The organism is Actinomycetota bacterium (assembly GCA_030776625.1).
In the GTDB taxonomy this organism is placed as follows: domain Bacteria; phylum Actinomycetota; class CADDZG01; order CADDZG01; family WHSQ01; genus MB1-2.
In genome coordinates this window covers 124,940-146,892 of record JALYHL010000006.1, presented here as the reverse complement: position 1 = coordinate 146,892, position 21,953 = coordinate 124,940, and the positions used below count along the sequence as shown (strand labels likewise).

The following is a 21,953-nucleotide window of genomic DNA, read 5'->3' as shown; positions in this document are numbered from 1 at the left end:
GCGGGTCAACATCGTCGCGACGCGTGCGGATGCTCCGGTACCACATACCTCCAAGGGATCTCATCGCCGCGGCCCTTCGCCAAGCCGATCCGGTTCGTTCGTGACACGTCTCCATCTCGTAACGCGGCTGTGCTGGCGTCTTCCGCGCAGAAGAAGGAGCCGCCGCGCAGCAACGTCATGCCGTCGTGCATCTTCGAGATGCCCATCGCCTGAGCGAGGCGCGCGGGCCCCGACGCGATCAACCGGTCGTTCCCGACTCCCCCACGGTTCGCCCTCATCGCCGCGATCCCGGACACGGGCTCGCCCGCTCTTAGGAGCACCGCCTCGCACACCCCTTCCGGCGCGCAGACGATGTTCACACACCAGTGCATGCCGTAGGTGAAATAGACATAGAGGCGGCCGGGGGGGCCGAACATGGCGCGGGTCCGCGGCGTCACCCCGCGGAACCCGTGCGATCCGGGATCCTGGGCGCCGCGGTAAGCCTCGGTCTCGACGAGCCGAACCGCCATCCTCCCTTGCGGCCCGTCGTGAACGAACAGACAACCGATCAGATCGCGCGCCACCGCGAGGGCGTCGCGGTCGTAGAAGCTCTTGAGCAGCCGCTGCAACTTGGCTTCGTTAAGCGTTCAACAACCAGGCCAGCAGCGCCTTTTGTGCGTGCAATCTGTTCTCGGCCTGGTCCCACACAACCGAACGCGGTCCATCCATGACGTCTGGCGTTATCTCCTCGCCCCGATGGGCCGGAAGGCAGTGCATCACGATCACGTCATCACTCGCGAGGTCGACGACCGAGGGGCCGAGCTGGTACGGAGCGAGCGCCTGCCGTCGGTCGGACTCTTCCTGCCCCATGCTCACCCACACGTCGGTGTACAGCACGTCCGCGCCGGCCACAGCTTGTTCCAGGTCATCCGTGACGGCCAGCGTTCCGCCGGATTCATCAGCCAGCTCCACCGACCTCTCGACCACCTGGGGGAACGGCTCGTATCCCGGCGGGCAGGCGACCCGCACGTCCATCCCCAACTTCGTCCCGCCGAACATCAGGGAATGCGCCACGTTGTTGCCGTCGCCGAGATAAGCCAGTGACAGGCCCCGCAGCTCACCCTTCTTCTCGCGGATCGTCTGAAGGTCTGCCAGGCACTGACACGGGTGCGAGAAGTCGCTGAGGGCATTCACAACCGGGACGCTGGCAGCGTCCGCGAGCCGTTCGAGTCGGTCCTGCCCGTACGTCCGCACAACGATCGCATCGACGTAACGCGACAGGACGCGGCCCGTGTCTTCGATCGTCTCTCCTCTCTCGAGTTGGAGCTCGTCACCGCGGAGCACGGTGGCGTGACCGCCCATCGACGTCACGGCCACCTCGAACGAAACGCGGGTGCGCGTGGAGGCCTTCTCGAAGATCAGCGCCACCTGCTTGTCTCGAAGGCGGCTGGACCACTGCGCCGGATCGCGCTTGACGGCGGCCGCGTCGTCTAGAAGATGCTGTAGCTCGGCGCGCGACAGGTCGTCGATCGACAGGAAGTCCCGCTCGGACAGACCCGCTCTGTCGCTCATCGGCGGAGCCCGGCCCCCAGACGCGCGGCCAGGGCAGCGACGATCCTGTCCCTTACCGTCGCGGCGACCGCGTCCGTCACCGTCGCCTCCTTGGACCTCAGTTCCAAAGCGAAAGCGAGGCTCTTCTTGCCTTCCGGGATCTGGTCGCCTTCGTAGACGTCGAACAGCCGCACGTTGACCACCTCGGGAGCACCGACCTCGCGGATGATGGCCTCGACCTCCGAGGAGACGAGATCCGCGTTCACGACCACCGCGATGTCGAAGAAGTTGCTCGGGAACCGACCCAACTCCTGCACCTTCGTTCGCTCCGGCAGAGCCGCGAGCACCGGAGCTAGCGCCAGCTCGAACGCGATCACCGGACGCTCGATCTCCCACGCCGTCAACACCTCTGGATGCAATTCCCCGACCGCTCCCGCGGCTGTGCCGTCGACGGTCACCGCCGCAGCTCTCGTCGGGTGGAAGGGCAGCCCCTGCACCTGCGAGAACGCGGGTGCGGGCAGCCCGAACGAAGCGAACACCGACTCGACGATTCCCTTCGCGTGGAAGAAGTCCCACGCCTGCTCCGGCGCGCTCCAAGCCGCTAGCCTTCTCGCCCCCGACACCACCCCCGCCAGCACCACCGCCTCCTGCGGCAAACGCTCTCCCGACGCCTCGTACACCCGCGCCAGCTCGAAAAGAGCGACGCCCGGCGCACGCTGTCGCTCGTTCAGCGCGACCGAGCGGAGGAGGCCCGGCAACAGTGTCGTGCGGAGGCAGCGTGACTCCTCCGACGTCGGATTCGCGAGTCGCACCGCGCGCGCGGCCGGGTCAGCGGCAGAGACGCCGAGCCGCGTCAGCTCTGACTCGGCCATGAAGGAGCTGGTCCACGCCTCGTGGAAACCAAGGGCCGCGAGCAGCCGTCGAAGGGCCCGTTCCGCCACCTGAGACCGATCGAGCCGCCCCGTTCGCCCGGGAGGCAGCGTGTTGGGCAGGTGATCGAACCCGGCGAGCCGCCCGACCTCTTCCACCAGATCTATCTCCCGGACTAGATCGGGCCGGAAGGTGGGGACCTCGACCTGCAGGAGACCGTCCGACTCCGTCACCACCAGCTCTAGCGACCGCAGGTAGGTCATCTGCTGATCGGCGGCAACGCGCGAGCCCAGGATCTGCTCGACCCGCCGCGGGCGGAGCGAGATCGTCGCCCGCCGGATCGGCGACGGGTAGCGGTCGACGAGATCCCCCGCCACTCGGCCGCCCGCCAACTCGGCGATCAGCGAAGCGGCCCGGTCGGCGGCGAATGTCACCATCTCGGGATCCGTTCCGCGCTCGAAGCGTGCGGACGCCTCGGTTCTCAGACCATGCCGCCGGCCGGTGAAGGAGATCGATTCGGGTTGGAAGTATGCGGACTCGAGGATGACGCTGGTGGTCTGGTCGGAAACCTCCGAGTCGCCTCCACCCATCACCCCGGCGATACCAAGAGCCGCCTTCTTCTCCGCGATCAGGAGATCGTCGGGATGCAGCCTCCGCTCGTGCCCGTCCAGCGTCGTCATCCGCTCGCCGCGGCGACCGCGCCTGACCACGATGTGCGCGTCGCTCACCTTCGCGGCGTCGAACGCGTGGAGAGGCTGGCCGAGCTCGAACAGGACCAGGTTCGTGACGTCGACGACGTTCGACACCGCGCGCACACCGACGCTCAGGAGCCGCGCGGTCACCCACGCGGGAGACCTCTCGACCTTCACGTCCTCGATATAGCGGGCGAGGTAACGGGGGCACCCGACCGGATCCTGCACGTCCACCGACACGGGGTTGGTGACCGCGGCCGTACCGAGCTTCACCTCCGGCCGCCTCAGGTCGTTGCGCAACAGAGCCGACACCTCACGCGCCACGCCGAGGACGCTCATGCAGTCGGGCCGGTTGGGGGTGATCTCCAGCTCGAGGATCGTGTCGTTGAGGCCCAGAAGGCCCACCACGTCGTCGCCCGGCGCGGCGTCGCGCGGGAGGACGAGGATCCCCGAGTGGTCGGCGGAGACCCCTAGCTCGGCGGCGGAGCACAGCATCCCCCTGCTCGTCTGACCCCGGATCTTGCGTTCGGTTATCTCCATCTCCGCCAGGCGCGCCCCGACCTGCGCGAGCGGGACGAGGTCGCCGACGGCGAAGTTCTTCGCGCCACAGACGACGCGTTGCGGCTCGCCCTCGTTCGTTCGGACGTCGACGAGCGTCAACGTGTCCGCGTTCGGGTGCTGGGTTATCTCTAGTACCTGGGCGACGACGACGCCGCCGATCGAGGCACCCGGTCTGTGGATGGCCTCGACCTTCGTCCCCGACAGGTCCAGCAGCTCCGCCAGCTTCTCCACGGGCACGTCGACGTCGACGAACTCCGCGAGCCACTTCATCGGAACCCTCACGCGATCCCCCTGAACTGCGAGAGGAAACGGAGGTCGTTGTCGTAGAAGTACCTGATGTCACTCACGCCATGCGCGAGCGCGGCTATCCGCTCCACGCCCATCCCGAAGGCGAAGCCCGAATACCGCTCCGGATCGTGCCCCGCCCACTGGAACAAGGCGGGATCGACCATCCCGCAGCCCAGCACCTCGATCCAGCCCTCGCCCTTGCACATGCGGCACGAGCTGCCGGATCCGCGGCACACGAAACACTGCACGTCCAGCTCCGCGGACGGTTCCGTGAACGGGAAGTAGTGCGGACGGAGGCGCACGTCGAGGTCACCTCCGAAGATCGCGCGGGCGAACGTGGTGAGCGAGCCCTTGAGGTCTGCCATCGTTACGCCTTCGTCGACGGCAAGCCCCTCTATCTGCGCGAACTGACTCAGATGCGTCGCGTCCTCGGCCTCGCGCCGATAGGTCCTGCCGGGGACGAGCACGTAGATCGGAGGCGGCTGCGTCTCCATGATGCGCATCTGCATCGGCGACGTCTGCGTCCGCAGACACACGGCTTCGTTCGTTCCCTCGACGTAGAAGGTGTCTTGCGGCGACCGGGCCGGGTGGGCCGGTGGCGTGTTCAGCGCGTCGAAGTTGTAGAGCGACAGCTCGACCTCGGGGCCCTCCGCAACGACATAACCAAGACCAACGAAGATGTCGACGATCTCCCAGATCGTCTTGGTCAGCGGGTGCACGCCGCCCAGCGGCGGCATGGAGCCCGGCAGCGTCACGTCGATCCGTTCGCGCTCCCAGCGGCGTTCGCGCTCCGCGGCCTGGAACAGGTCTAGCTTCGCCTGCAGCGCCGCCTCGAGATCCTTCTGCACCTCGTTCGCCAACCGACCCGTGGTTCTGCGCTCGTCCTCGTCCACTTTCCCGAGGCTCGAGCGCGCTTGCGACAGCGGGGCCTTGCGGCCGAGAGTGCGGATCTTCGCCTCTTCGAGCGAGGCGAGGTCATGCGCCTCCGCTATCCGTGCCAAGCCGTCCGAGCGAGCCTGCTCCAGGCGCGCCTGGAGGTCACTCACCTGGCGCCGCCTGGGGAAGCGTGATCGTGAAGGTCGAGCCGCGGCCCGGCGAGCTCTCGACGCTGATCGAGCCCCCGTGAGCCTCCATCAGCCGCTTGCTCAGATAGAGCCCGAGCCCGGTTCCAGAAGGCGTCGCTTTCTGACCCGTCGGCCCAGGCCCCGAGAACACCGTTTGTAGCCGATCGGGCTCGATGCCGACCCCTTGGTCCGTCACCGACAGCTCGATCCCCTGACCCACCGGCCGGGCATCGACGACGATCGCGCCCTCGTCGGAGAACTTGATGGCGTTCTCGATGAGGTTCCCGAGGACATGCGCGAGCCGTTCGGGGTCAGCGTACGCGCTCACACCGTCATCGAGACGGACCTCGACCCGCTCCGACCCCGGCAGCGCAGCATTATGTCCGGTCGCGGCGGTGGCGAGCGCGGCGAGATCGACGTTCTGCTGATGGAGCTCCAAGCGCCCTGTTTCGAGCCTCGCCAGATCCAGAACCTCCGACACGATCCGCGCCATGCGTTCGGCATCGGCGTGGATCGTCTCGACGAACTGGAACTTCTGCTCGTCACTGAAGCGATCCCACCTGCGGATGAGCGTGGAAGAGAAGCCTTTAACCGAGGTGAGGGGTGAGCGGAGCTCGTGCGCGATCTTCGAGATCATCTCCGCGAAACGGGGCGCCTCATCCATGGGGTGCAGAGGATAAACGGCGCTGTCTGACGGCCTCGAAGAGAAAGATCGATCCCGCAGTGGCGACGTTCAGAGACTCGACCGCATCATCGACGGGGATCCGCGCGACCTCATCGAGAACCTCGACGACGCCCTGGGGCAGACCGTGAGCCTCGTTCCCCAGGACCACAGCGGTCGGACGACGCAGATCCAGGTCGTACAAGACGGCGTTCGAACTTCCCTCGGCCCCTACCGCTGCGAACCCGCGCTCCTTGAGCGCCAGAAGTGTCGGCACGAGCGGCGAGGATCGCGCGATCCCGATCTTGAAGATCGCGCCCGACGCGGCACGGACCGTCTTGGGACCGAAGGGATCGACCGAACCCTCTGAGAAGACGACGCATCCCGCCCCGGCGGCCGCAGCCGAACGCACCAACGTCCCGGCGTTCCCCGGGTCCCGCACCTCGGCGAGAACGAGAACCAGCTCGGACGAAGGCGGAAGGTCCCGGATGCTGAACGAAGGTATCTCCGCAACCGCGACGACGCCCTGCGGGGTGGAGGTGTCGGATACCGCCCTCAGAACGTTGTCGCCGACGTCGAGGCAGTCGACGCCCGCCTGCTCGAGGTCTTGCGCGAGCGCGGCGGCACCATCATCGTCGGCGGCCACGAACGCGTCCACCAACCGAAGCCCCGCCTCTAGAGCCTCCCGCACGACGACCGGCCCTTCGAGAAGGAACCGACCCGAGCGATCCCGCCACGCGCGCCGATGGAGCCGCCGAGCTGCTTGAACCCGCGGGTTCTGGAGGCTCGAGACGCGAGCCGTGGTTCTAGGCCTCGCCGTCGAGAGACTGCTTCGCTACCTGTGCGAGGGCAGCGAACGCCTCGGGCTCGTTCACCGCTAGCTCGGCCAGCATCTTGCGATCCACCTCGACCTCGGCCACTCGGAGTCCCGCGATCAACCGGCTGTAGGACAGCCCGTGCAAACGAGCACCGGCGTTGATGCGCGTGATCCAGAGCCGGCGGAAGTCGCCCTTGCGCGCTCTCCGGTCGCGGTACGCGTAGGTCCCAGAGTGCAGCAGCTGCTCGTTGGCGGCGCGGAAGTGCTTGCCGCGCGCCGAGTAGTAACCCTTCGCCTGCTTCAGTACTTCCTTGCGCTTCTTGCGTCCTGCGACGCCTCTCTTCACCCGTGGCATCGAAAGCCTCCTTGGCTACTCGCCGAGCATCCGGCGGATGCGCTTGACGTCGCTCTTGTCCACGGCCGTGCTCTTCTCGAGCCGGCGCTTCTGCTTCGACGGCTTCTTCCCCAGGAAGTGGTTCAGGTTCGCCTGACGGCGCCGGATCTTGCCGGTGCCCGTCGTCTTGAACCTGCTGCGCGCTCCCTTGTGGGTCTTCATCTTCGGCACTTGGTCAGCCTCCCTCTGCTCTTGTCACCTTCGGCGGAAGCTTCTTCACCGGCTTCGGCGCAGCCTCTTGCGACTGCTCCGGACCGCCGTCTTCCGGCTTCCCCGCCTTCTGCTTCGGCACGTGCACAGGCTTTGGAGTGATCGCTTCTTTGTAGGGACCGAGGACCATCGTCATGTTCCTCCCGTCGACCTTGGGAGGCGTGTCGACCTTGGCGATGTCGGCGACGTCCACCGCGAGCTTGTCCAGCAGTTTGCGCCCGAGCTCCTGGTGAGCCATCTCTCTTCCTCGGAACATGATGGTGACCTTGACCTTCGCGCCCTGCCGCAAGAAACGCACGACGTGACCCTTCTTCGTCTCGTAGTCGTGTCGGTCGATCTTGGGCCGCATCTTCATCTCTTTGACGATGATGAGCGACTGCTTCTTGCGAGCTTCCTTCTGCCGCTGGTCCTGTTCGTACTTGTACTTGCCGTAATCCATGATCCGGCAGACCGGCGGATCCGCCTGAGCAGCTACCTCGACCAGGTCGAGGTCCTGTTCGGCGGCCATATCGAGCGCCTTCTGCGTGTCGATGATCCCCACCTGCGTCCCATCGGACGCCACTACTCGCACCTGTGGAACCCTGATGCGATCGTTCACTCTCAGCTCTGTGGCGATGCGCCTCTCCTTTGTTCGACGACAGTTACATGCAACAAAAAAGCCAGCGACGCCAAGACCTCGACGCCACCGGCTCAGACGCGCCACTCGGAGCAGGCGCGGCCCCTCCAGGGACCTCCAGAACCTCCGCGGTACCCGTCGCCTCCGGGAGGTGAGGGCCCTCTCGCGAGCGGCCCTTCTTGGCGATGCTACGTACGAGGCAGTATAACGACCGTTCCATGGGCGACGAGGAGAGGCGCGAGCCGAGCCAGTTCCGGGTGGTCGACAAGAGGATCTCGGCGCGGACGGACCCGATCGGGACACCCGAGCCCCAACCACCCGACCAGCCCGCTCCAAAAGCCGTCTCTCGGGAGGCGCCGGGAGCTCCTGTCGCGGCGGGCACCGCCGAGCCGGCACGGGGCCCCGCTGCCGCCGACGAGGAGATCTGGACACCGGAACAGGAGGCGGAGGCGCAGCGCGTCGTTCAGGAGATCGCGCAGAGGCCGTCGGTCGAGTGGGTCATCAACACCGCGGTGACTCTCGCCAACGTCGCGGGCACAAAGCTGGACCTCGGTCAGGTCGCCGACGCGCAACCTGCGATCGACGCGCTCGCGGCCATCGTCGAGAGGCTCGGGCCGCGGCTCGTTCAGGCCGAACAGCCGCTGCGACAGACGTTGGCGCAGCTGCAGCTCGCGTACGCGCAGAGGGCGATGCAGTCGCCACCGGCGCCCTGACGCGAAGAAGCCCCGGGTCTCCCCGGGGCCTCTGCTGGATTGTGAAGTTCTAGACGGGGCGGACGTTCGACGCCTGCTTGCCCTTCGGCCCATCCGTTACATCGAACTCGACCGCTTGACCCTCTTGGAGGGACTTGTAGCCCTCTGACTGGATCGCCGAGAAATGCACGAAGACATCTTCACCATCGGACTGCGAGATGAATCCGTAGCCCTTCTCGTTGCTGAACCACTTCACGGTACCTTCAGCCACTACTCCACTTCCTTTCTCACAAACGGGAGCCGGCAGTGCTTTCCCTGCCCGTTTGATCACCCCCGCCCGAACAACGGAGGGAACCGTAGCACAGGACCCCGCCGCAGCCACGGAGGAACCAACACCTTCGTTAGGCCCGCATCACGGCACGATCTTCGTGATCGGAAGCTCCACCAGGTCCTCGGCCCCCGCGCCCTTGAGCTTGGGAATCAGGATGTTGATGGTCGACTTCGGCACGATGGTTTCCACGGCGTAGAACCCGTCTTCCGCGAGCGCCGAGACCGTCGGAGCGCGCATAGCCGGCAGTAGCTCCACCACGCGATCTAGATCGTTGGCAGCGACGTTCAGCTTCACCAGCACACGTCCTCTCGCGTCGACCGCGCCTCGCAACAGGAGCGTGAGCTCCTCGATCGCGCGGCGCTTCTCGGGGTCTTCGAACGCTGCCGGGTTCGCGATCAAGTGAGTCCGAGACTCCAGCAGGACATCGATGATCTCCATCCCGTGACGCCGCAGCGTCGAGCCGGTCTCCGTGAGGTCGACGATCGCGTCCACGATGTCGGGCACCTTTGCCTCCGTGGCGCCGTAGGACAGGAAGATGCGCACCGGGATGCCGAGCCCTTCGAAGTAAGACTTGGTGAGGTTCGGGAACTCGGTCGAGATCCGCGAGTCGGGCTTAATCTGCTGCGCCTCGGTGACGCCGGAGTCTCTCGGCACCGCCAACACGATCTTCACCGGACTGTCCGTCTGCTTCGAGTAATCCAAAGCCGTCACCTTGACGACGTTCGCGCCTCGCTCGGCGATCCAGTCCTCGCCGGTGACACCGACGTCGAAGAAGCCGTCCTCGACGTAAACCGGTATCTCTTGTGGTCTCAACACCGCGACCGAATCGATCCTCGGGTCGTCGATGCTCCCGCGGTATTCCCGGTCGGAGCCCCGCGACACCTTGAGGTCCGCGGCCTCGAACAGGTCCATCGTCGCCCGCTCGAGCGACCCCTTCGGGAGGACGAGCTTCAGCATCTAGAGGCCGGGAGCAGGTTTGGGGAGTGACGCGTAGAGGTTCGCCATCTCGAGCGCCGCCAGCGCGGCCTCGAATCCCTTGTTGCCCATCTTGCCGCCGGCGCGATCCGTGGCCTGGGCAACGTTCTCCGTAGTGAGGATCCCGTTGGCGATCGGGAGCCCCGTCTCCAACGCGATCGCGCCTATGCCGTTGCTCGCGTGGCTCGCGACGTAGTCGAAGTGCGCCGTCTCGCCTCTGATCACAGCGCCTAGACAAACGATCGCGTCGACCTCACCGGACGCGGCCAGACGTTTGGCGGTTGCGGGTATCTCGAACGCTCCCGGCACCCACACCAGAGAGATGTCCGCGTCCTTCACGGTGTGACGCTTGAGGCAATCAAGCGCCCCCTCCACGAGTTGCTTCACGATCGTTTCGTTGAACCGGGCCGCTATCACCGCCACGCGCAGGTTCCGGCCGTCGAAGCTGCCCTCGTAGAGCTGCGTCATCAGACCTCCTCCGTCTCGGACTCGCCTGCAGCCTCGCCGCTGGCTACCAGCGAGTCGAGGATGTGGCCGAGCTTGTCGCGCTTCGTCTGCAGGTATCTCAGGTTCTCCGGGTTCGGCTCGCTCTGGATCGCAACCCGATCGACGATCCGGAGGCCGTAGCCCTCGAGTCCGGCCCGCTTCGTCGGGTTGTTGGTCAAGAGCCTCATCGTCGAGATCCCGAGGTCCACCAGTATCTGCGCTCCCACGCCGTAATCGCGCGTGTCGGCGCCGAATCCCAGCTCCAGGTTCGCCTCCACGGTGTCAAGGCCCTCGTCCTGCAAGGCGTACGCCTCGAGCTTGTGACGCAGCCCTATCCCGCGGCCCTCGTGGCCTCTGATGTAGACGACGACCCCCTCACCCTCCAGCTCGATCTTGCGCATCGCCTCGTTCAACTGGATGCCGCAGTCACACCGCACGCTTCCGAGCACATCCCCGGTGAAGCACTCGGAGTGCACGCGGACGAGAACGTTCTGCTTGCCCGCCGGATCACCCTTTACGAGAGCGACGTGGGTTCGGCCGTCGTGAGATTCGTACGCCACCGCGTTGAAGCTCCCGAAGGCGGTGGGAATGCGCGCCTCGGTCCGCCGATGAACGAGCTTCTCCCGATGACGCCGGTAAGCGATGAGGTCGGCGATCGAGACGATCAAAAGACCATGCTCCTCCGCGAACCGCTGGAGGTCCGGCATACGCGCCATCGTCCCGTCCTCGTTCACGACCTCACACAGAACGCCCGCTGGGTAGAGCCCCGCGAGACGCGCGAGATCAACCGACGCCTCGGTGTGACCCGCGCGGCGAAGCACTCCCCCGTCCACGTACCGGAGTGGGAAGACGTGGCCCGGACGCGCCAGGTCCCACGGCTTCGTCTCTGAGTCCACGAGAGCGCGGACGGTCGCGGCCCGGTCCCCGGCCGAGATCCCGGTCGTCGTGCCGCGTCTGGCATCGACGCTGACGGTGAACGCCGTGCCCATGGATTCGGAGTTCTGCGAGATCATCAGCGGCAGATTGAGCTCTTCGAGGCGCCGGCTCTCCATCGGGACGCAGATGATCCCGGAGCAGTAGCGAACCATGAAGCTCACCTGATCGTCTGTCAGCTTCTCGGCAGCGACGACTATGTCTCCCTCGTTCTCGCGGTCCTCGTCGTCGACCACGATCACCATGCGTCCCGCTCTGATCTCTGCGATCGCATCTTCGATCTTCGCCAGTGTCATCGTTCTCCTCCTACGAGCCGCTCCACGTACTTCGCGACGACGTCAACCTCCAGGTTGACTTCGGCTCCCTTGTCGATAGATCCCAGCGTCGTGGCGGCCAAGGTGTGGGGAATCAACGCGACCTGAAACGTCGTCTCTCCCACATCCACCACCGTCAGCGACACGCCGTCCAACGTGACGGACCCTTTCCGCACCATGTAACGCAACAGCTCAGCCGGCGCCGAGAACCAAACCCGGCGGGCGCCCTCTTGCTCCTCGACCCGAACCGCCTTCGCGACGCCATCGACGTGCCCCTGCACGAGATGGCCGCCGAGGCGGTCGCTCAGCCGCGCTGCCAACTCGAGGTTCACGCTGCTCCCGCGCCTCAGCGAGCCTAAGGTGCTGCGCGCCAGCGTCTCCTCCATCGCTTCGGTCTGGAAGCGACGGCGGCCGCCGCGGGTGGCCGTCAGACAGACGCCGTTCACCGACACGGAGTCGCCGATGGCAAGCTCCTTCGCGACCCCCGGCGCCTCGACCTCCAGCTCGAGAAGGCCGCGGCGCGCTCTCGTTCTCTTGACGCTCCCCTGCTCGACCACGATGCCGGTGAACATCTCAGGGGGTCTTCCGGTAGACGGCGATGACGTCGTTCTCGGACCTGCGCGTCTCGATCAGCTCGAAGCGGGGGGCCTCCCCGATCGTCGTTACTCCCAGGTCCCCGATCGTCGGGCCGGCTCCCGTCATCAGCGCTCCGTGGTGCAGCTCCAGTCGATCCACCAACCGGCGGCGCAGGAGCTGCGTCGCGAGACCTGCTCCACCCTCGCACAGGATCTCCGTCATCCCGCGCCGTCCTGCCTCGACGATCAGACCGTCCAGATCGACGCCGTCTGCCCCCGCCGGAAGCGGGACGACTTCGGCGCCGGCCTCCTTCCATTCCAGCTGTCGCTCGTGAGGCGCGGTCAGAGAGGTCGCGACGATCACACCACCGCGCTGGAAGATCCGCGCCGTCGGCGGGATCCGGCCGCTGGCGTCCACGACCAGGACGAGGGGTTGCCGAGGCGCGTCGATCGCTCGCACCGTCAGCGAAGGGTCGTCGGCGAGGACGGTCCCGCTTCCCACGAGCACCGCGTCCGCCTCGAGCCTTCGGCGATGAACCTCCTGCCTGGTCGCCTCTCCCGTGATCCATCTTGACGAGCCGTCGGCCGCAGCCATCCTTCCGTCGAGGGTGAGCGCGAGCTTCAAGCTCACGAAGGCCCGGCCCGTCGTGCGGTGGTGAAGGAACGGCGCGTTCAGCCACGCGGCCTCTTCGGCGAGCACACCGACGGTCACCTCCACGCCACGGCGCCGGAGGTAGTCGAACCCGGATCCCCTGACCCTGTCATCCGGGTCCACCAGCGCCGCGACCACGCGAGTGACGCCCGCGTCTGCGAGCGCGGGTGCGCATGGCGGCATCTGTCCGTGGTGGTTGCACGGCTCGAGGTTGACGTAGACGGTGACCCCGCGGGCGTTCACCCCGGCGAGGGCAGCGGCCTCGGCGTGTGCCGTTCCGGCCCCGAGGTGGCTGGCCTCGGAGATGACGACGCCGTCGCGCACCACCACCGCTCCAACGCGGGGGTTCGGGGACGTGCAGGGGGGGCGGCGCGCGAGCTCCAGCGCCCTGTGCATGAAGACCTCGTCGCTCACAGCCACATCTCCTCGCAGCCGGGCACACCAGCGATCAACTTGACCGCTGGGTCAAGTTTAGTCGCTGGGCGTAGGAGCCGGCTCGGTCTCCCGACTGCGGCGGTCGATCGCGAACCGACAGCCTTGCTGCCGCTTCGCGAACTGCTTCATCTCGCTAGCGATCTCGGCGGCTTCCCAGTGGCTCGTAATCTGCTTATGGAGACTCGTCGCGATACCGATCGACAGCGTCGCCAGCTTGTAGCGGTGTAGCTCCTTGCGGCGATCGACCACGTCGATGTACCCGTTGTCCACGTCGGCAGGATCGTAGAGAGACGCCACCTCTCGGTCCCAACAGTCGATCAGCGCGGTCGCGGCTTTCTCCGCTTGCTCTGCCGCCACCACCGCTACGAAGTCGTCGCCGCCGATGTGTCCGATGAAGGGACGCGGACCACCGTGTTGCTCGACGACCTCGCAGGCGCAGCGCGCCAGCGTCTTGATCGCCTCATCCCCGCGCAGGAAGCCGTAGTAGTCGTTGAAGGCCTTGAAGTCGTCGATGTCGATGTACATGACGGCAAACGGGTCGCCCTTCTGCACCTTGCGCGTGACCTCGTCCTGGATCTGGACGTTGCCCGGAAGCTGCGTCAGCGGGTTGATCGAGCGCATCTCTTTGGACCGGCGCAATGCCGACTTGACCCGCGCTACGAGCTCGGTCGGATCGAAAGGCTTGATCATGTAGTCGTCGGCGCCCGCCGTCAGACCAACGACCTTGTCTGCCGACAACGACCTCGCGGTAAGCATGATGATGGAGATGTTCTTGGTCCGCCCGTCCGACCGCAGCCGCTGACAGACCTCGAACCCGTCCACCTTCGGCATCATCACGTCCAGGAGGATCAGGTCGGGATCCAAGTCATGAGCGTTGTGCAGCGCCTGCTCGCCGTCGTAGGCCGTGACCACATCGAAGCCCTCCAGACGCAGGTTGACCTCGACGAACCGGACGATGTCCTCGTCGTCGTCGGCGATCAGGATCGTGTTGCCCATGTCACTCACGACTCCGCCCGTTTCTCGAGCTGATCCAAACGTTCCCTCATCCTTCTGGCGGCCGCCACGGGGTCGGTCCCGTCGAATACGGCGCTACCCGCGACGACGATCTCCGCTCCCGCTTCGACTGCCTCATCGACCGTGGAGAGGTTGACCCCTCCATCTACCTCTATATCGGCATCCGCACCTGCCACCGCAACCAGCTCCCGCGCCCGGCGGATCTTCGGCACGACCTCGTGTAGGAAGCTCTGTCCGCCGAAGCCCGGTCTGACCGTCATCATAAGTAAGACGTCCAGATGGCCCAGGTGTGGGGCGACCTCGTCGACATCGACGTCGGGATGGACCGCCAGCCCGGCGCCGCCGCCCCGATCCTTTATGTGCCCGATCACCTCGGCGACATCGTCGACCACCTCGGGATGAAACGAGACCCGTTCCGCTCCCGCTTCGATGAACGAGGCCGCGTAGTGCAGCGGGTCCTCGATCATGAGGTGGACGTGCAGCGGCAGCCCGCAGGATCGCCGCACCGCCTCGACGGTCGACGGGCCGAAGGTCAGGTTCGGCACGTAGTGGCCGTCCATCACGTCGAGGTGGAACCAGTCCACGAACGGCTCGACCGACCGCACCTCGTCGCCGAGCCGGGCGAAGTCTGCGGTCAGTATCGACGGCGACAGCTTGAGGCGGGTCATGGCTGCATCACTATCCCAGAGAGACCTTCGGACCGAGCCGCAGGCCGCGAGCGAACTCTGCGCCCGTCATGCGGCGCTTGCCGCGCAGTTGGACGTCTTGAATCTCCAGAGCTCCCTCTCCCGTACCGACGACGGGCACGTTCCCCACGATCAGCTCACCGGGCGCCAGGTCGTGGCCCTCCACCGGCTCGACGCGCCACACCTTCAGGCGCTCGTCTTCGAGGAGCGTCCACGCTCCCGGGACCGGATTCATGGCGCGGACCTGATCGCGGATGTTCGATCGGGGATCGGACCACGAGATCCGTGCTTCGTCGGGCGTGATCTTTGGCGCGTACGTAGCGCGCGCATCGTCCTGAGCCTCTGCCGTCAGCGTGCCGGACACGTAGCGCGGCAACGTCTCCGCAAGTAGCTCCGCCCCGATGTGAGAGAGCCGTTCACCGACGGTGCCGGCGGTGTCGTCGGACCCGATGGTGGTTTCGCGCCGCGCTAGCACCGGACCCTCGTCCATGCCCTCCGTCAGCACCATTATCGAGACGCCGGTCTCGCGCCGGCCCTCCATGATCGCCCGCTGCACAGGCGCGGCGCCGCGATAGAACGGCAACAGCGAGAAGTGAACGTTCACGAAGCCATGTGGGGGGATCTCCAGCAGCGCCACCGGAAGGATGCTGCCGTACGCGACCACCGTGGCTACGTCGGGACGGAGTTCACGCAGCCGCTCGTGCAACGCCTGATCGCGAGCCTTCTCCGGCTGGAGGACCTCGATGCCCGCGGCCACCGCACGTTGCTTCACCGGAGACGGCTTCAGTTGCATCCCGCGTCCGGCGGGTCGGTCGGGGTTGGTGACGATGGCGGCGACCTCGAAGTCTGAATCCAGGAGGGCTTCGAGGCTCGGCACCGCCCACTCCGGCGTGCCGAAGAAGACGGTCCTCAGAGAGTGTCCTGCACGGGCGGTCGCGCGGCCGGTGCCGACGGGAGCCCGAGCGCTTCGTTCCTCAGTCTCTCGAGCGCTTCTCGCCGCAACTCCTCGGGCAGGTGATCGATGAACAGCACCCCGTCGAGATGGTCGATCTCGTGCTGGCACACGCGCGCCAACAGATCATCGGCTTCCAGTCGCACCCGGTCCCCCTGCTCGTCCAGGCCCTGGACCACGACCGCTGTCGATCGCTCCACCGGGTAGTAGAGCCCGGGCAGTGACAGACACCCCTCTTCCCCCTCGACGGTGTCGCGGGAGCGAGACGTGATCACCGGGTTGATCACGACGCCGTGGCGTTCGTCGACCTCCCAGACGAAGATGCGTTCGAGCACGCCCACCTGAGGGCCGGCCAGCCCGACGCCAGGGGCTTCCCGCATCGTCTCCAGCATGTCGCGCGCCAGGCGGCGGTGCATCTCGGTGACGCCGTCGGCGTCGCGTGCGCGCTGGCGCAACACCGGATCGCCGAACGTTCTGATGGGAAGTACCGCCACCTAACTCCTCTACCGTGGATCTACGTCGACTCGCAAGCGGGTCGAGCGGGGGACGCGGGGCAGGATATCTCTCAGTTCCTCGGCCACCGGCTGTGCGGCGGGGCACTTCAACAACATCTGCAGGCCCCGGTCGCCACGATTCGCTACGTCTCTGCCGCCCGACGGGAAGGGGGCCGAGATCGGTCCGAGGACGCGCGCCGAGTGCGATCGGGCAACGCCCGCGACCTCTTCCATCAGGGCGGCGGCCTCATCGCCCAACGCCGACACCTTCACGAGCTCCGCGAACGGCGGATAAAGGAGCTCGCGTCGAAGATCGAGCTCCCGCTGCAGGAAGAAGTCGAAGTCGCCGCGCACCATCGCCTGGATAGCGTGATGGTTCGGGTCGTTCGTCTGGACCACGACACGGCCCCCGACCCGAGCCGGCCCTGCCCACTCGGCCATCTCCACCAGCACCTGGTGCGCTTGCTCCGCGGCTCGGAAGTCCGGGCGGCGCGTCAGCGCGTCCGCGTCGAGGACGCCGACGAGAGAGACATCGGGGCGCAGCTCGGGCTTCGTGCCGAACCAGGTGGTGACGTAGATGCCGTGGCCCGACCACGACCGGGGAGACACCTCGCGCGACGCCGCCGGCCGATCCATGTGGATCACCGGGACCCGTGGGAACGCCTTCGCCAGCTGCTCCGCGTGCCGCTCCGCGCCGCGTCCCAGGTAGAGGAAATGCGTACCGCCACACGACGGGCACAGGTCGGGGGGTGACGAGTCGAGCCCGCAGCGGCGACACTCCACCCGACGCCGCTGCCCCTCGAAGGAAAGACCGGCCTCACATCGAGGACACCTCAGGGAGCGGCGGCAGCTCGAGCACCACACGGTTCGGGCGTAGCCCCGCCGCGGTGCGAGAAGGGCGACCGAGCGTTCCGCCCGCAGCGTCTCTCGGACGCGCGCGTGCAGCTCGTCCGACAGGCCGCCCTGCACGGGAGGAGGAACGAGCTCCACCACCGGACGTTCCTCCCGCTGGACGTGGCGCGAAGGCGCGACGCGGCGGATCGAGCCGGCGGCGGCGGCCGCGCCCCACTCGACGGAGGGGGTCTCGCTGATCAAGACGCAGACCGCGCCTTGCAAGCGGGCGCGCTCGAGCGCGACGCGGCGAGTGTCGTAACGGGGCGAGCGATCCTCCTTGTAAACGGAGTCATGCTCCTCGTCCACGACGACGAGCCGCAACCGCGGACACGGCGCGAAGACGACGCTGCGCCCTCCCGCGGCGAGCCCGTGCCCCGCGGCCATCCGGGCCCACGCCGCCGATCGCTCCATGTCACCCGCCGACGTGTCGACGCGCTCCAGCGACGGATAGACCCCTTGCAGCTCCCGGACGACGCGGGAGCCGTAGTGGACCTCCGGGACGGCGATCAACGCCGCTCCGTCCGAAGCGGCCGCCGCTGCACTTATCAGCTCCGCGATCAACCGCCCTCTGCTGTGCCCGCGCAATGGGCGCAACGAGCACGCGCCGGCCACCCCGCCGGAGATGGCGGCGGCGAGCTCGGCGCCGCCGTCGTAGCTCAGAAGCAGCTCCGGCGGGGCGGGCCCGCTCAGTCGCTCCGGCTCACGCACCTTCACCCGAACGCGCGGCGGTACCGCCCGCTCGTATGCGCGTGCCCGCGGGACGACGTAGCGGCTGGCGACCCAGTCATAGAGCGAGGGAAGAGGCGCGGGTGCCACGGGATCCGACAACGGCAGGCTCAAGATCGACTCCAGAGCGCGCTCCGGTTGCTCGCCGCCGACTGCCGTCACGATGCCGCGGACGTTTCGGCCGCCGAAGGGCACGCGCACCAGGGTGCCGACCTGGACGGAGTCCGCAAGATCGGCGGGAACCAGATAGTCGAACGTCCGATCGACGGCCCACGCCGCGACGAGCGGGAGGACCGCTGCTATAAGAGGGGGCTCCTCCGCCGCGGGAGGAGAGGGATCGCCGCTAGCCGCAGAGGCGGCGGAGGTCATCGGCGCGGTCGGTTCGCTCCCAGGTGAAGTCCTTGTCGGATCTGCCGAAGTGCCCGTAGGCCGCGGTGTTGCGGTAGATCGGCCTGCGCAGGTCGAGGTCGCGGATGATCGCCGCGGGCCGGAGGTCGAACACCTCGTCGATCGCGCTGGCGATCCTCGCCAGGTCTGTGGTCTCCGTTCCGAACGTGTCGAACGAGACCGATACCGGGTGCGCGACGCCGATCGCGTACGCCACCTGCATCTCGAACCTATCGGCGAGGCCCGCTGCCACCACGTTCTTCGCCACGTATCGAGCGGCGTACGCCGCGGAGCGGTCGACCTTCGTCGGGTCCTTCCCCGAGAAGGCGCCACCGCCGTGTCGCGCCATGCCCCCGTAGGTGTCGATGATGATCTTGCGCCCGGTCAGGCCCGTGTCCGCCCGCGGCCCGCCGATCTCGAAGAGCCCGGTCGGGTTGACGAGGACCTTCAGATCCTCGGCGTCGAGGTCGGGCGGGACTAGCGGGTCGATCACGTGCTGGATCAGGTCGGGCTGGAGCAACGTCTCGATATCCACGTTGGGCTGGTGCTGCGACGACACGACGATGGTGTCGAGCGTCGCCGGCTTGCCGTCGCGGTAGCCGACCGTCACCTGCACCTTCCCGTCGGGCCGCAGGTACGGGATCACACCGGCCTTGCGTACCTCCGACAGCCGGTGGGCGAACCGGTGGCTCAGCCAGATCGGCATCGGCATCAGGTCCGCGTTGTCCCGGCAGGCGAAGCCGAACATCATCCCCTGGTCCCCCGCGCCCTGAGTGTCCAGCTCGTCACCCGCCTCGCCGCGCTGCTCCTCGTTCGACTGCGTGACTCCGCGATCGATGTCCGGCGACTGCTCCTGGATCGCGACCGCCACGCCGCAGGTCTCGCCGTCGAAACCGATCTTCGAGCTCGTGTAGCCGATGTCGGTGACGGTGCGGCGGACGACCGCGGGGATGTCGACGTAGGTGGAGGTCGTTATCTCCCCGGCGACGACTACCAGGCCGGTAGTGATGAGGGTCTCGCAGGCGACACGCCCGAAGGGGTCGTCCGAGAGGATCTCGTCCAGTACGGCGTCCGATATCTGGTCCGCCATCTTGTCGGGATGACCCTCGGTGACGGACTCTGACGTGAAGAGGGACAGCTCGTCGCTGGGCATGGGCGGCATCCTAATCCGACGCCGCCGGCGTCCCGGTGGAGGTCTACCTGCCTGAGCGCGTCCTCACGAGTCCCCCAAGGATCTAACGACCCGGTCGATCAACGCGGCCGCCAGCGCCTTCTTCGTGACCAGACCCACGTCGTCGGTTCCCGCAGCGGACGCGATGACGGCCCTGTTCGTCGGCACCTCGAACCCCGAGTCGTGGCTGGAGACGTCGTTGGCGACGATCAGGTCGGCGCCCTTGGAGACTCGCTTGGCTTCCGCCAGATCGGCGAGCTTGGCCGGGTCGGGCTCGGTCTCGGCGGCGAAGCCGACCAGGATGCTCGCGTCCTTCCGCAGCGAGCGGTCCGCTCCCAGCTCCATGAGGATGTCGGGGGTAGGCACCAGGTGGATCGGAGGGGGCCCGGCCGCCTTCTTGAGCTTCTGGTCCGCTCGGGTATCGGCCTGCCAATCGGCCACCGCGGCCGCCTTCACGATCGCGTCGGCGTCGGAAGCGCGCTCCAGCACCGCCTCCCGCATCTGCTGCGCCGTTCGCACACTCACCACGTCGATACCGGGGGGGATGGGCACGTTCGTGGGACCTACGACCAGCGTCACCTTCGCGCCTCGCCGCGCCGCTTCGGCCGCTATGTCGATCCCCATGCGCCCCGACGATCGGTTCCCGATGAACCGGACGGGGTCGATCGGCTCCTGCGTCCCTCCCGCCGTCACGAGGACGCGGCGTCCGGCGAGGTCTTGTGTAGCGCCGACCACAGCCGCGGCGGCCGCCACGATCTCGTCCGGCTCCACCATCCGCCCCGGTCCGTGGTCTCCAGAAGACAGCGGCCCGCTGACGGGTCCCACGAGGTGCACGCCGCGTGCCGCCAGCGTCTCGATGTTGGCGCGGGTGGCGGGATGCTCCCACATCTCGGTGTGCATGGCCGGAGCCACCAACACGGGACACCGGGCGGTCAGAAGCGTTGCAGAGAAGAGGTCGTCGCTGATCCCGAGGGCCATCTTCGCCAGCGCGTTGGCCGTCGCGGGAGCGACGAGGACGAGGTCGGCACCGCGGGCGAGCTCGACGTGGGGGACGTCGGAGCCGGAGCCGAAGAGCTCCGTATAGACGCTGCGCCCCGTGAGAGAGGCGAACGTCTGGACGCCGACGAAGCGCTGGGCGGAGCGCGTCATGACGACGCGGACGTCCGCACCTAGCTCCGTGAGACGGCGCGCTACGACGGGGACCTTGTAGGCGGCGATACCGCCTGTGACGCAGAGGATGACCTTCTTGCCCTGCAGGCTCATGTCACCTCCGGAAGAAGAGGGGTGCTACTTGATCCCGTCGGCCGTGCGTTCGAAAGAAACGACGCCCTCTGCGATCTCTTGCAACGCGATCGACAGTGACTTAGGAGCCTGATCCGCACCGAGGGGGACCTGTGGCGGGGTGTACTCGGCGACTCCTTCACCCAGCTGGCTGAAGTAGGAGTTGATCTGGCGGCTGCGCTTCGCCGCGAGGATCACGAGCGTGTACTTCGAGTCGGCGCTTTCGATCAGCGTTTCGATCTTGGGTTCGATCATCAGGATTCCTTTCTGTTCAGCCGTCCAGTATACGGAGCAGGTGATCTACGGCGTCCTCCAAACGGTCATTGATCACGATGTGGTCGTAGAGCTCCTTGCGCTTGATCTCGGCGTAGGCGGCATCGATGCGGCTCGACATGTCGTCGGGGCTCTCGGTTCCCCGGTTCCGCAGGCGGGTGTGCAGGTCCTCCATCGACGGCGGCTCGATGAAGATCAAGATGGCCTCGGGCTTGGCCCGCTTGACCGACTCCGCTCCCTGGATGTCCAACTCGCAGATCACGTCCCTCCCGCCGGCCAGCGCCGCCTCGACCGCCGGACGAGGGGTCCCGTAGAAGTTGCCGTGCACCCGTGCCGACTCGAGGAGATCGCCGCGGTCGCGCATCGCCTTGAACTCCGGTTCACCCACGAAGTTGTAGTGCACCCCCTGGCGTTCCTGGCGGCGTGCGGGGCGGGTGGTCACCGACACGCTCAATACGATCTCTGGGCGCCGCCGCAAGACCTCCTGGATCACCGTCCCTTTCCCCGCGCCGGAGGGACCGGACACGACGAACAAGCGGCCGCGGTTCCCACCGCCGTCTCCAGAGATCGGATCCACCCGGCTATCGCCGAGCGAACTCTTGGAGAAGATTCTTCTTCTGCTTCTCTCCGAGGCCCCGCATGCGACGCGACTCCGAGATGTCGAGTCGCTCCATCAGCTTCCGTGCCCGCACGCGGCCGACGCCGGGAAGCGACTCCAGCACCGTCGAGACCTTCATCTTGCCGACGATCTCGTCGCTCGTGCGGTCCAGCAGATCGCGCAGGCTGGTTCGCCCGCTCTTCAGCTGCTCCTTGAGCTCCGCCCGCTTCCGCCGCGCGATCGCCGCCTTCTCCAGTGCCTGGCGTCGCTGCTCCTCTGTGAGGGGCGGGGGCAGGGGCATGCAGCATCCTCCTTCGATGATCTGGTTCGGTGAAGCCGAGGCCGTCGCCGCGTGCGCAGAAGCCCTGGGCCAGCGGATTA

The 21,953-nt window shown here is 67.0% G+C and carries 26 protein-coding genes; 1 reads left to right on the top strand and 25 read right to left on the bottom strand.

Going from position 1 to position 21,953, the window contains the following annotated elements:
* Nucleotides 1-5 precede the first annotated feature (5 nt).
* From M3N53_11035 to infC, 9 genes are all read right to left on the bottom strand, one after another.
* A complete protein-coding gene (locus M3N53_11035) occupies nucleotides 6-608 on the bottom strand; it encodes a DNA-3-methyladenine glycosylase (protein MDP9068862.1) in 603 nt (200 codons plus the stop codon).
* A gap of 10 nt (nucleotides 609-618) precedes the next feature.
* Nucleotides 619-1,533 (bottom strand): ornithine carbamoyltransferase, encoded by a 915-nt coding sequence (gene argF, locus M3N53_11030; protein ID MDP9068861.1) that lies wholly within the window; start codon nucleotides 1,531-1,533, stop codon nucleotides 619-621.
* Nucleotides 1,534-1,547: 14 nt separating this feature from the next.
* Nucleotides 1,548-3,935, bottom strand: a complete 2,388-nt coding sequence (pheT, locus tag M3N53_11025) for a phenylalanine--tRNA ligase subunit beta (GenBank protein ID MDP9068860.1) — start codon at nucleotides 3,933-3,935, stop codon at nucleotides 1,548-1,550.
* On the bottom strand, nucleotides 3,932-4,987 hold the full coding sequence (pheS, locus tag M3N53_11020; GenBank protein MDP9068859.1) for a phenylalanine--tRNA ligase subunit alpha: 1,056 nt from the start codon (nucleotides 4,985-4,987) through the stop codon (nucleotides 3,932-3,934). Before pheS ends, pheT begins: the two co-directional genes overlap by 4 nt.
* Nucleotides 4,980-5,669, bottom strand: a complete 690-nt coding sequence (locus tag M3N53_11015) for a HAMP domain-containing histidine kinase (GenBank protein ID MDP9068858.1) — start codon at nucleotides 5,667-5,669, stop codon at nucleotides 4,980-4,982. Before M3N53_11015 ends, pheS begins: the two co-directional genes overlap by 8 nt.
* Nucleotides 5,662-6,357, bottom strand: a complete 696-nt coding sequence (locus M3N53_11010; protein MDP9068857.1) for an RNA methyltransferase — start codon at nucleotides 6,355-6,357, stop codon at nucleotides 5,662-5,664. The genes M3N53_11015 and M3N53_11010 overlap by 8 nt, the downstream gene beginning before the upstream one ends.
* A gap of 115 nt (nucleotides 6,358-6,472) precedes the next feature.
* Entirely contained in the window at nucleotides 6,473-6,838 is a 366-nt protein-coding gene (rplT, locus tag M3N53_11005; protein ID MDP9068856.1) for a 50S ribosomal protein L20, read from the bottom strand.
* A gap of 15 nt (nucleotides 6,839-6,853) precedes the next feature.
* On the bottom strand, nucleotides 6,854-7,048 hold the full coding sequence (gene rpmI, locus M3N53_11000) for a 50S ribosomal protein L35 (protein MDP9068855.1): 195 nt from the start codon (nucleotides 7,046-7,048) through the stop codon (nucleotides 6,854-6,856).
* A gap of 4 nt (nucleotides 7,049-7,052) precedes the next feature.
* Nucleotides 7,053-7,685, bottom strand: a complete 633-nt coding sequence (gene infC / locus M3N53_10995; protein ID MDP9068854.1) for a translation initiation factor IF-3 — start codon at nucleotides 7,683-7,685, stop codon at nucleotides 7,053-7,055.
* 236 nt (nucleotides 7,686-7,921) lie between these two features.
* On the opposite strand from infC, the gene M3N53_10990 reads away from it, so the two are divergent.
* Complete coding sequence (locus M3N53_10990) at nucleotides 7,922-8,416, top strand: hypothetical protein (protein MDP9068853.1); 495 nt, start codon at nucleotides 7,922-7,924, stop codon at nucleotides 8,414-8,416.
* A 49-nt stretch (nucleotides 8,417-8,465) separates the two neighbouring features.
* On the opposite strand, the gene M3N53_10985 is transcribed toward M3N53_10990, so the two are convergent.
* The 16 genes from M3N53_10985 to M3N53_10910 all read right to left on the bottom strand — a co-directional run bounded on the left by M3N53_10985 (nucleotide 8,466) and on the right by M3N53_10910 (nucleotide 21,873).
* The gene (locus M3N53_10985; GenBank protein ID MDP9068852.1) at nucleotides 8,466-8,666 is read right to left on the bottom strand and encodes a cold-shock protein; all 201 of its coding nucleotides are present in this window, start codon (nucleotides 8,664-8,666) and stop codon (nucleotides 8,466-8,468) included.
* A gap of 141 nt (nucleotides 8,667-8,807) precedes the next feature.
* Nucleotides 8,808-9,683 carry an ATP phosphoribosyltransferase gene (gene hisG / locus M3N53_10980; GenBank protein MDP9068851.1) on the bottom strand — a complete coding sequence of 292 codons (876 nt, stop codon included), beginning with the start codon at nucleotides 9,681-9,683 and terminating at the stop codon, nucleotides 8,808-8,810.
* A complete protein-coding gene (gene ribE, locus M3N53_10975) occupies nucleotides 9,684-10,169 on the bottom strand; it encodes a 6,7-dimethyl-8-ribityllumazine synthase (protein MDP9068850.1) in 486 nt (161 codons plus the stop codon).
* A complete protein-coding gene (locus M3N53_10970; GenBank protein MDP9068849.1) occupies nucleotides 10,169-11,416 on the bottom strand; it encodes a bifunctional 3,4-dihydroxy-2-butanone-4-phosphate synthase/GTP cyclohydrolase II in 1,248 nt (415 codons plus the stop codon). Before M3N53_10970 ends, ribE begins: the two co-directional genes overlap by 1 nt.
* Complete coding sequence (locus M3N53_10965; GenBank protein MDP9068848.1) at nucleotides 11,413-12,006, bottom strand: riboflavin synthase; 594 nt, start codon at nucleotides 12,004-12,006, stop codon at nucleotides 11,413-11,415. Before M3N53_10965 ends, M3N53_10970 begins: the two co-directional genes overlap by 4 nt.
* 1 nt (nucleotide 12,007) lies before the next feature.
* Nucleotides 12,008-13,075: a bifunctional diaminohydroxyphosphoribosylaminopyrimidine deaminase/5-amino-6-(5-phosphoribosylamino)uracil reductase RibD gene (gene ribD, locus M3N53_10960; protein ID MDP9068847.1), complete on the bottom strand. Its 1,068-nt coding sequence runs from the start codon at nucleotides 13,073-13,075 to the stop codon at nucleotides 12,008-12,010.
* Nucleotides 13,076-13,132: 57 nt separating this feature from the next.
* On the bottom strand, nucleotides 13,133-14,092 hold the full coding sequence (locus M3N53_10955) for a response regulator (GenBank protein MDP9068846.1): 960 nt from the start codon (nucleotides 14,090-14,092) through the stop codon (nucleotides 13,133-13,135).
* Between the two features lie 5 nt (nucleotides 14,093-14,097).
* Nucleotides 14,098-14,778, bottom strand: a complete 681-nt coding sequence (rpe, locus tag M3N53_10950) for a ribulose-phosphate 3-epimerase (GenBank protein MDP9068845.1) — start codon at nucleotides 14,776-14,778, stop codon at nucleotides 14,098-14,100.
* Nucleotides 14,779-14,788: 10 nt separating this feature from the next.
* Nucleotides 14,789-15,709, bottom strand: a complete 921-nt coding sequence (fmt, locus tag M3N53_10945) for a methionyl-tRNA formyltransferase (protein MDP9068844.1) — start codon at nucleotides 15,707-15,709, stop codon at nucleotides 14,789-14,791.
* A complete protein-coding gene (gene def / locus M3N53_10940) occupies nucleotides 15,706-16,242 on the bottom strand; it encodes a peptide deformylase (GenBank protein MDP9068843.1) in 537 nt (178 codons plus the stop codon). The genes fmt and def overlap by 4 nt, the downstream gene beginning before the upstream one ends.
* A 9-nt stretch (nucleotides 16,243-16,251) precedes the next feature.
* Nucleotides 16,252-18,231, bottom strand: coding sequence for a primosomal protein N' (gene priA / locus M3N53_10935; protein ID MDP9068842.1), 1,980 nt, complete (start codon nucleotides 18,229-18,231; stop codon nucleotides 16,252-16,254).
* The gene (gene metK / locus M3N53_10930; protein ID MDP9068841.1) at nucleotides 18,206-19,402 is read right to left on the bottom strand and encodes a methionine adenosyltransferase; all 1,197 of its coding nucleotides are present in this window, start codon (nucleotides 19,400-19,402) and stop codon (nucleotides 18,206-18,208) included. The genes priA and metK overlap by 26 nt, the downstream gene beginning before the upstream one ends.
* A 63-nt stretch (nucleotides 19,403-19,465) precedes the next feature.
* Nucleotides 19,466-20,683 carry a bifunctional phosphopantothenoylcysteine decarboxylase/phosphopantothenate--cysteine ligase CoaBC gene (gene coaBC / locus M3N53_10925; GenBank protein MDP9068840.1) on the bottom strand — a complete coding sequence of 406 codons (1,218 nt, stop codon included), beginning with the start codon at nucleotides 20,681-20,683 and terminating at the stop codon, nucleotides 19,466-19,468.
* Between the two features lie 24 nt (nucleotides 20,684-20,707).
* A complete protein-coding gene (gene rpoZ / locus M3N53_10920) occupies nucleotides 20,708-20,956 on the bottom strand; it encodes a DNA-directed RNA polymerase subunit omega (GenBank protein ID MDP9068839.1) in 249 nt (82 codons plus the stop codon).
* A gap of 16 nt (nucleotides 20,957-20,972) precedes the next feature.
* Nucleotides 20,973-21,551: a guanylate kinase gene (gmk, locus tag M3N53_10915; protein ID MDP9068838.1), complete on the bottom strand. Its 579-nt coding sequence runs from the start codon at nucleotides 21,549-21,551 to the stop codon at nucleotides 20,973-20,975.
* Nucleotides 21,552-21,555: 4 nt separating this feature from the next.
* A complete protein-coding gene (locus tag M3N53_10910; protein ID MDP9068837.1) occupies nucleotides 21,556-21,873 on the bottom strand; it encodes an integration host factor in 318 nt (105 codons plus the stop codon).
* Nucleotides 21,874-21,953 lie beyond the last annotated feature (80 nt).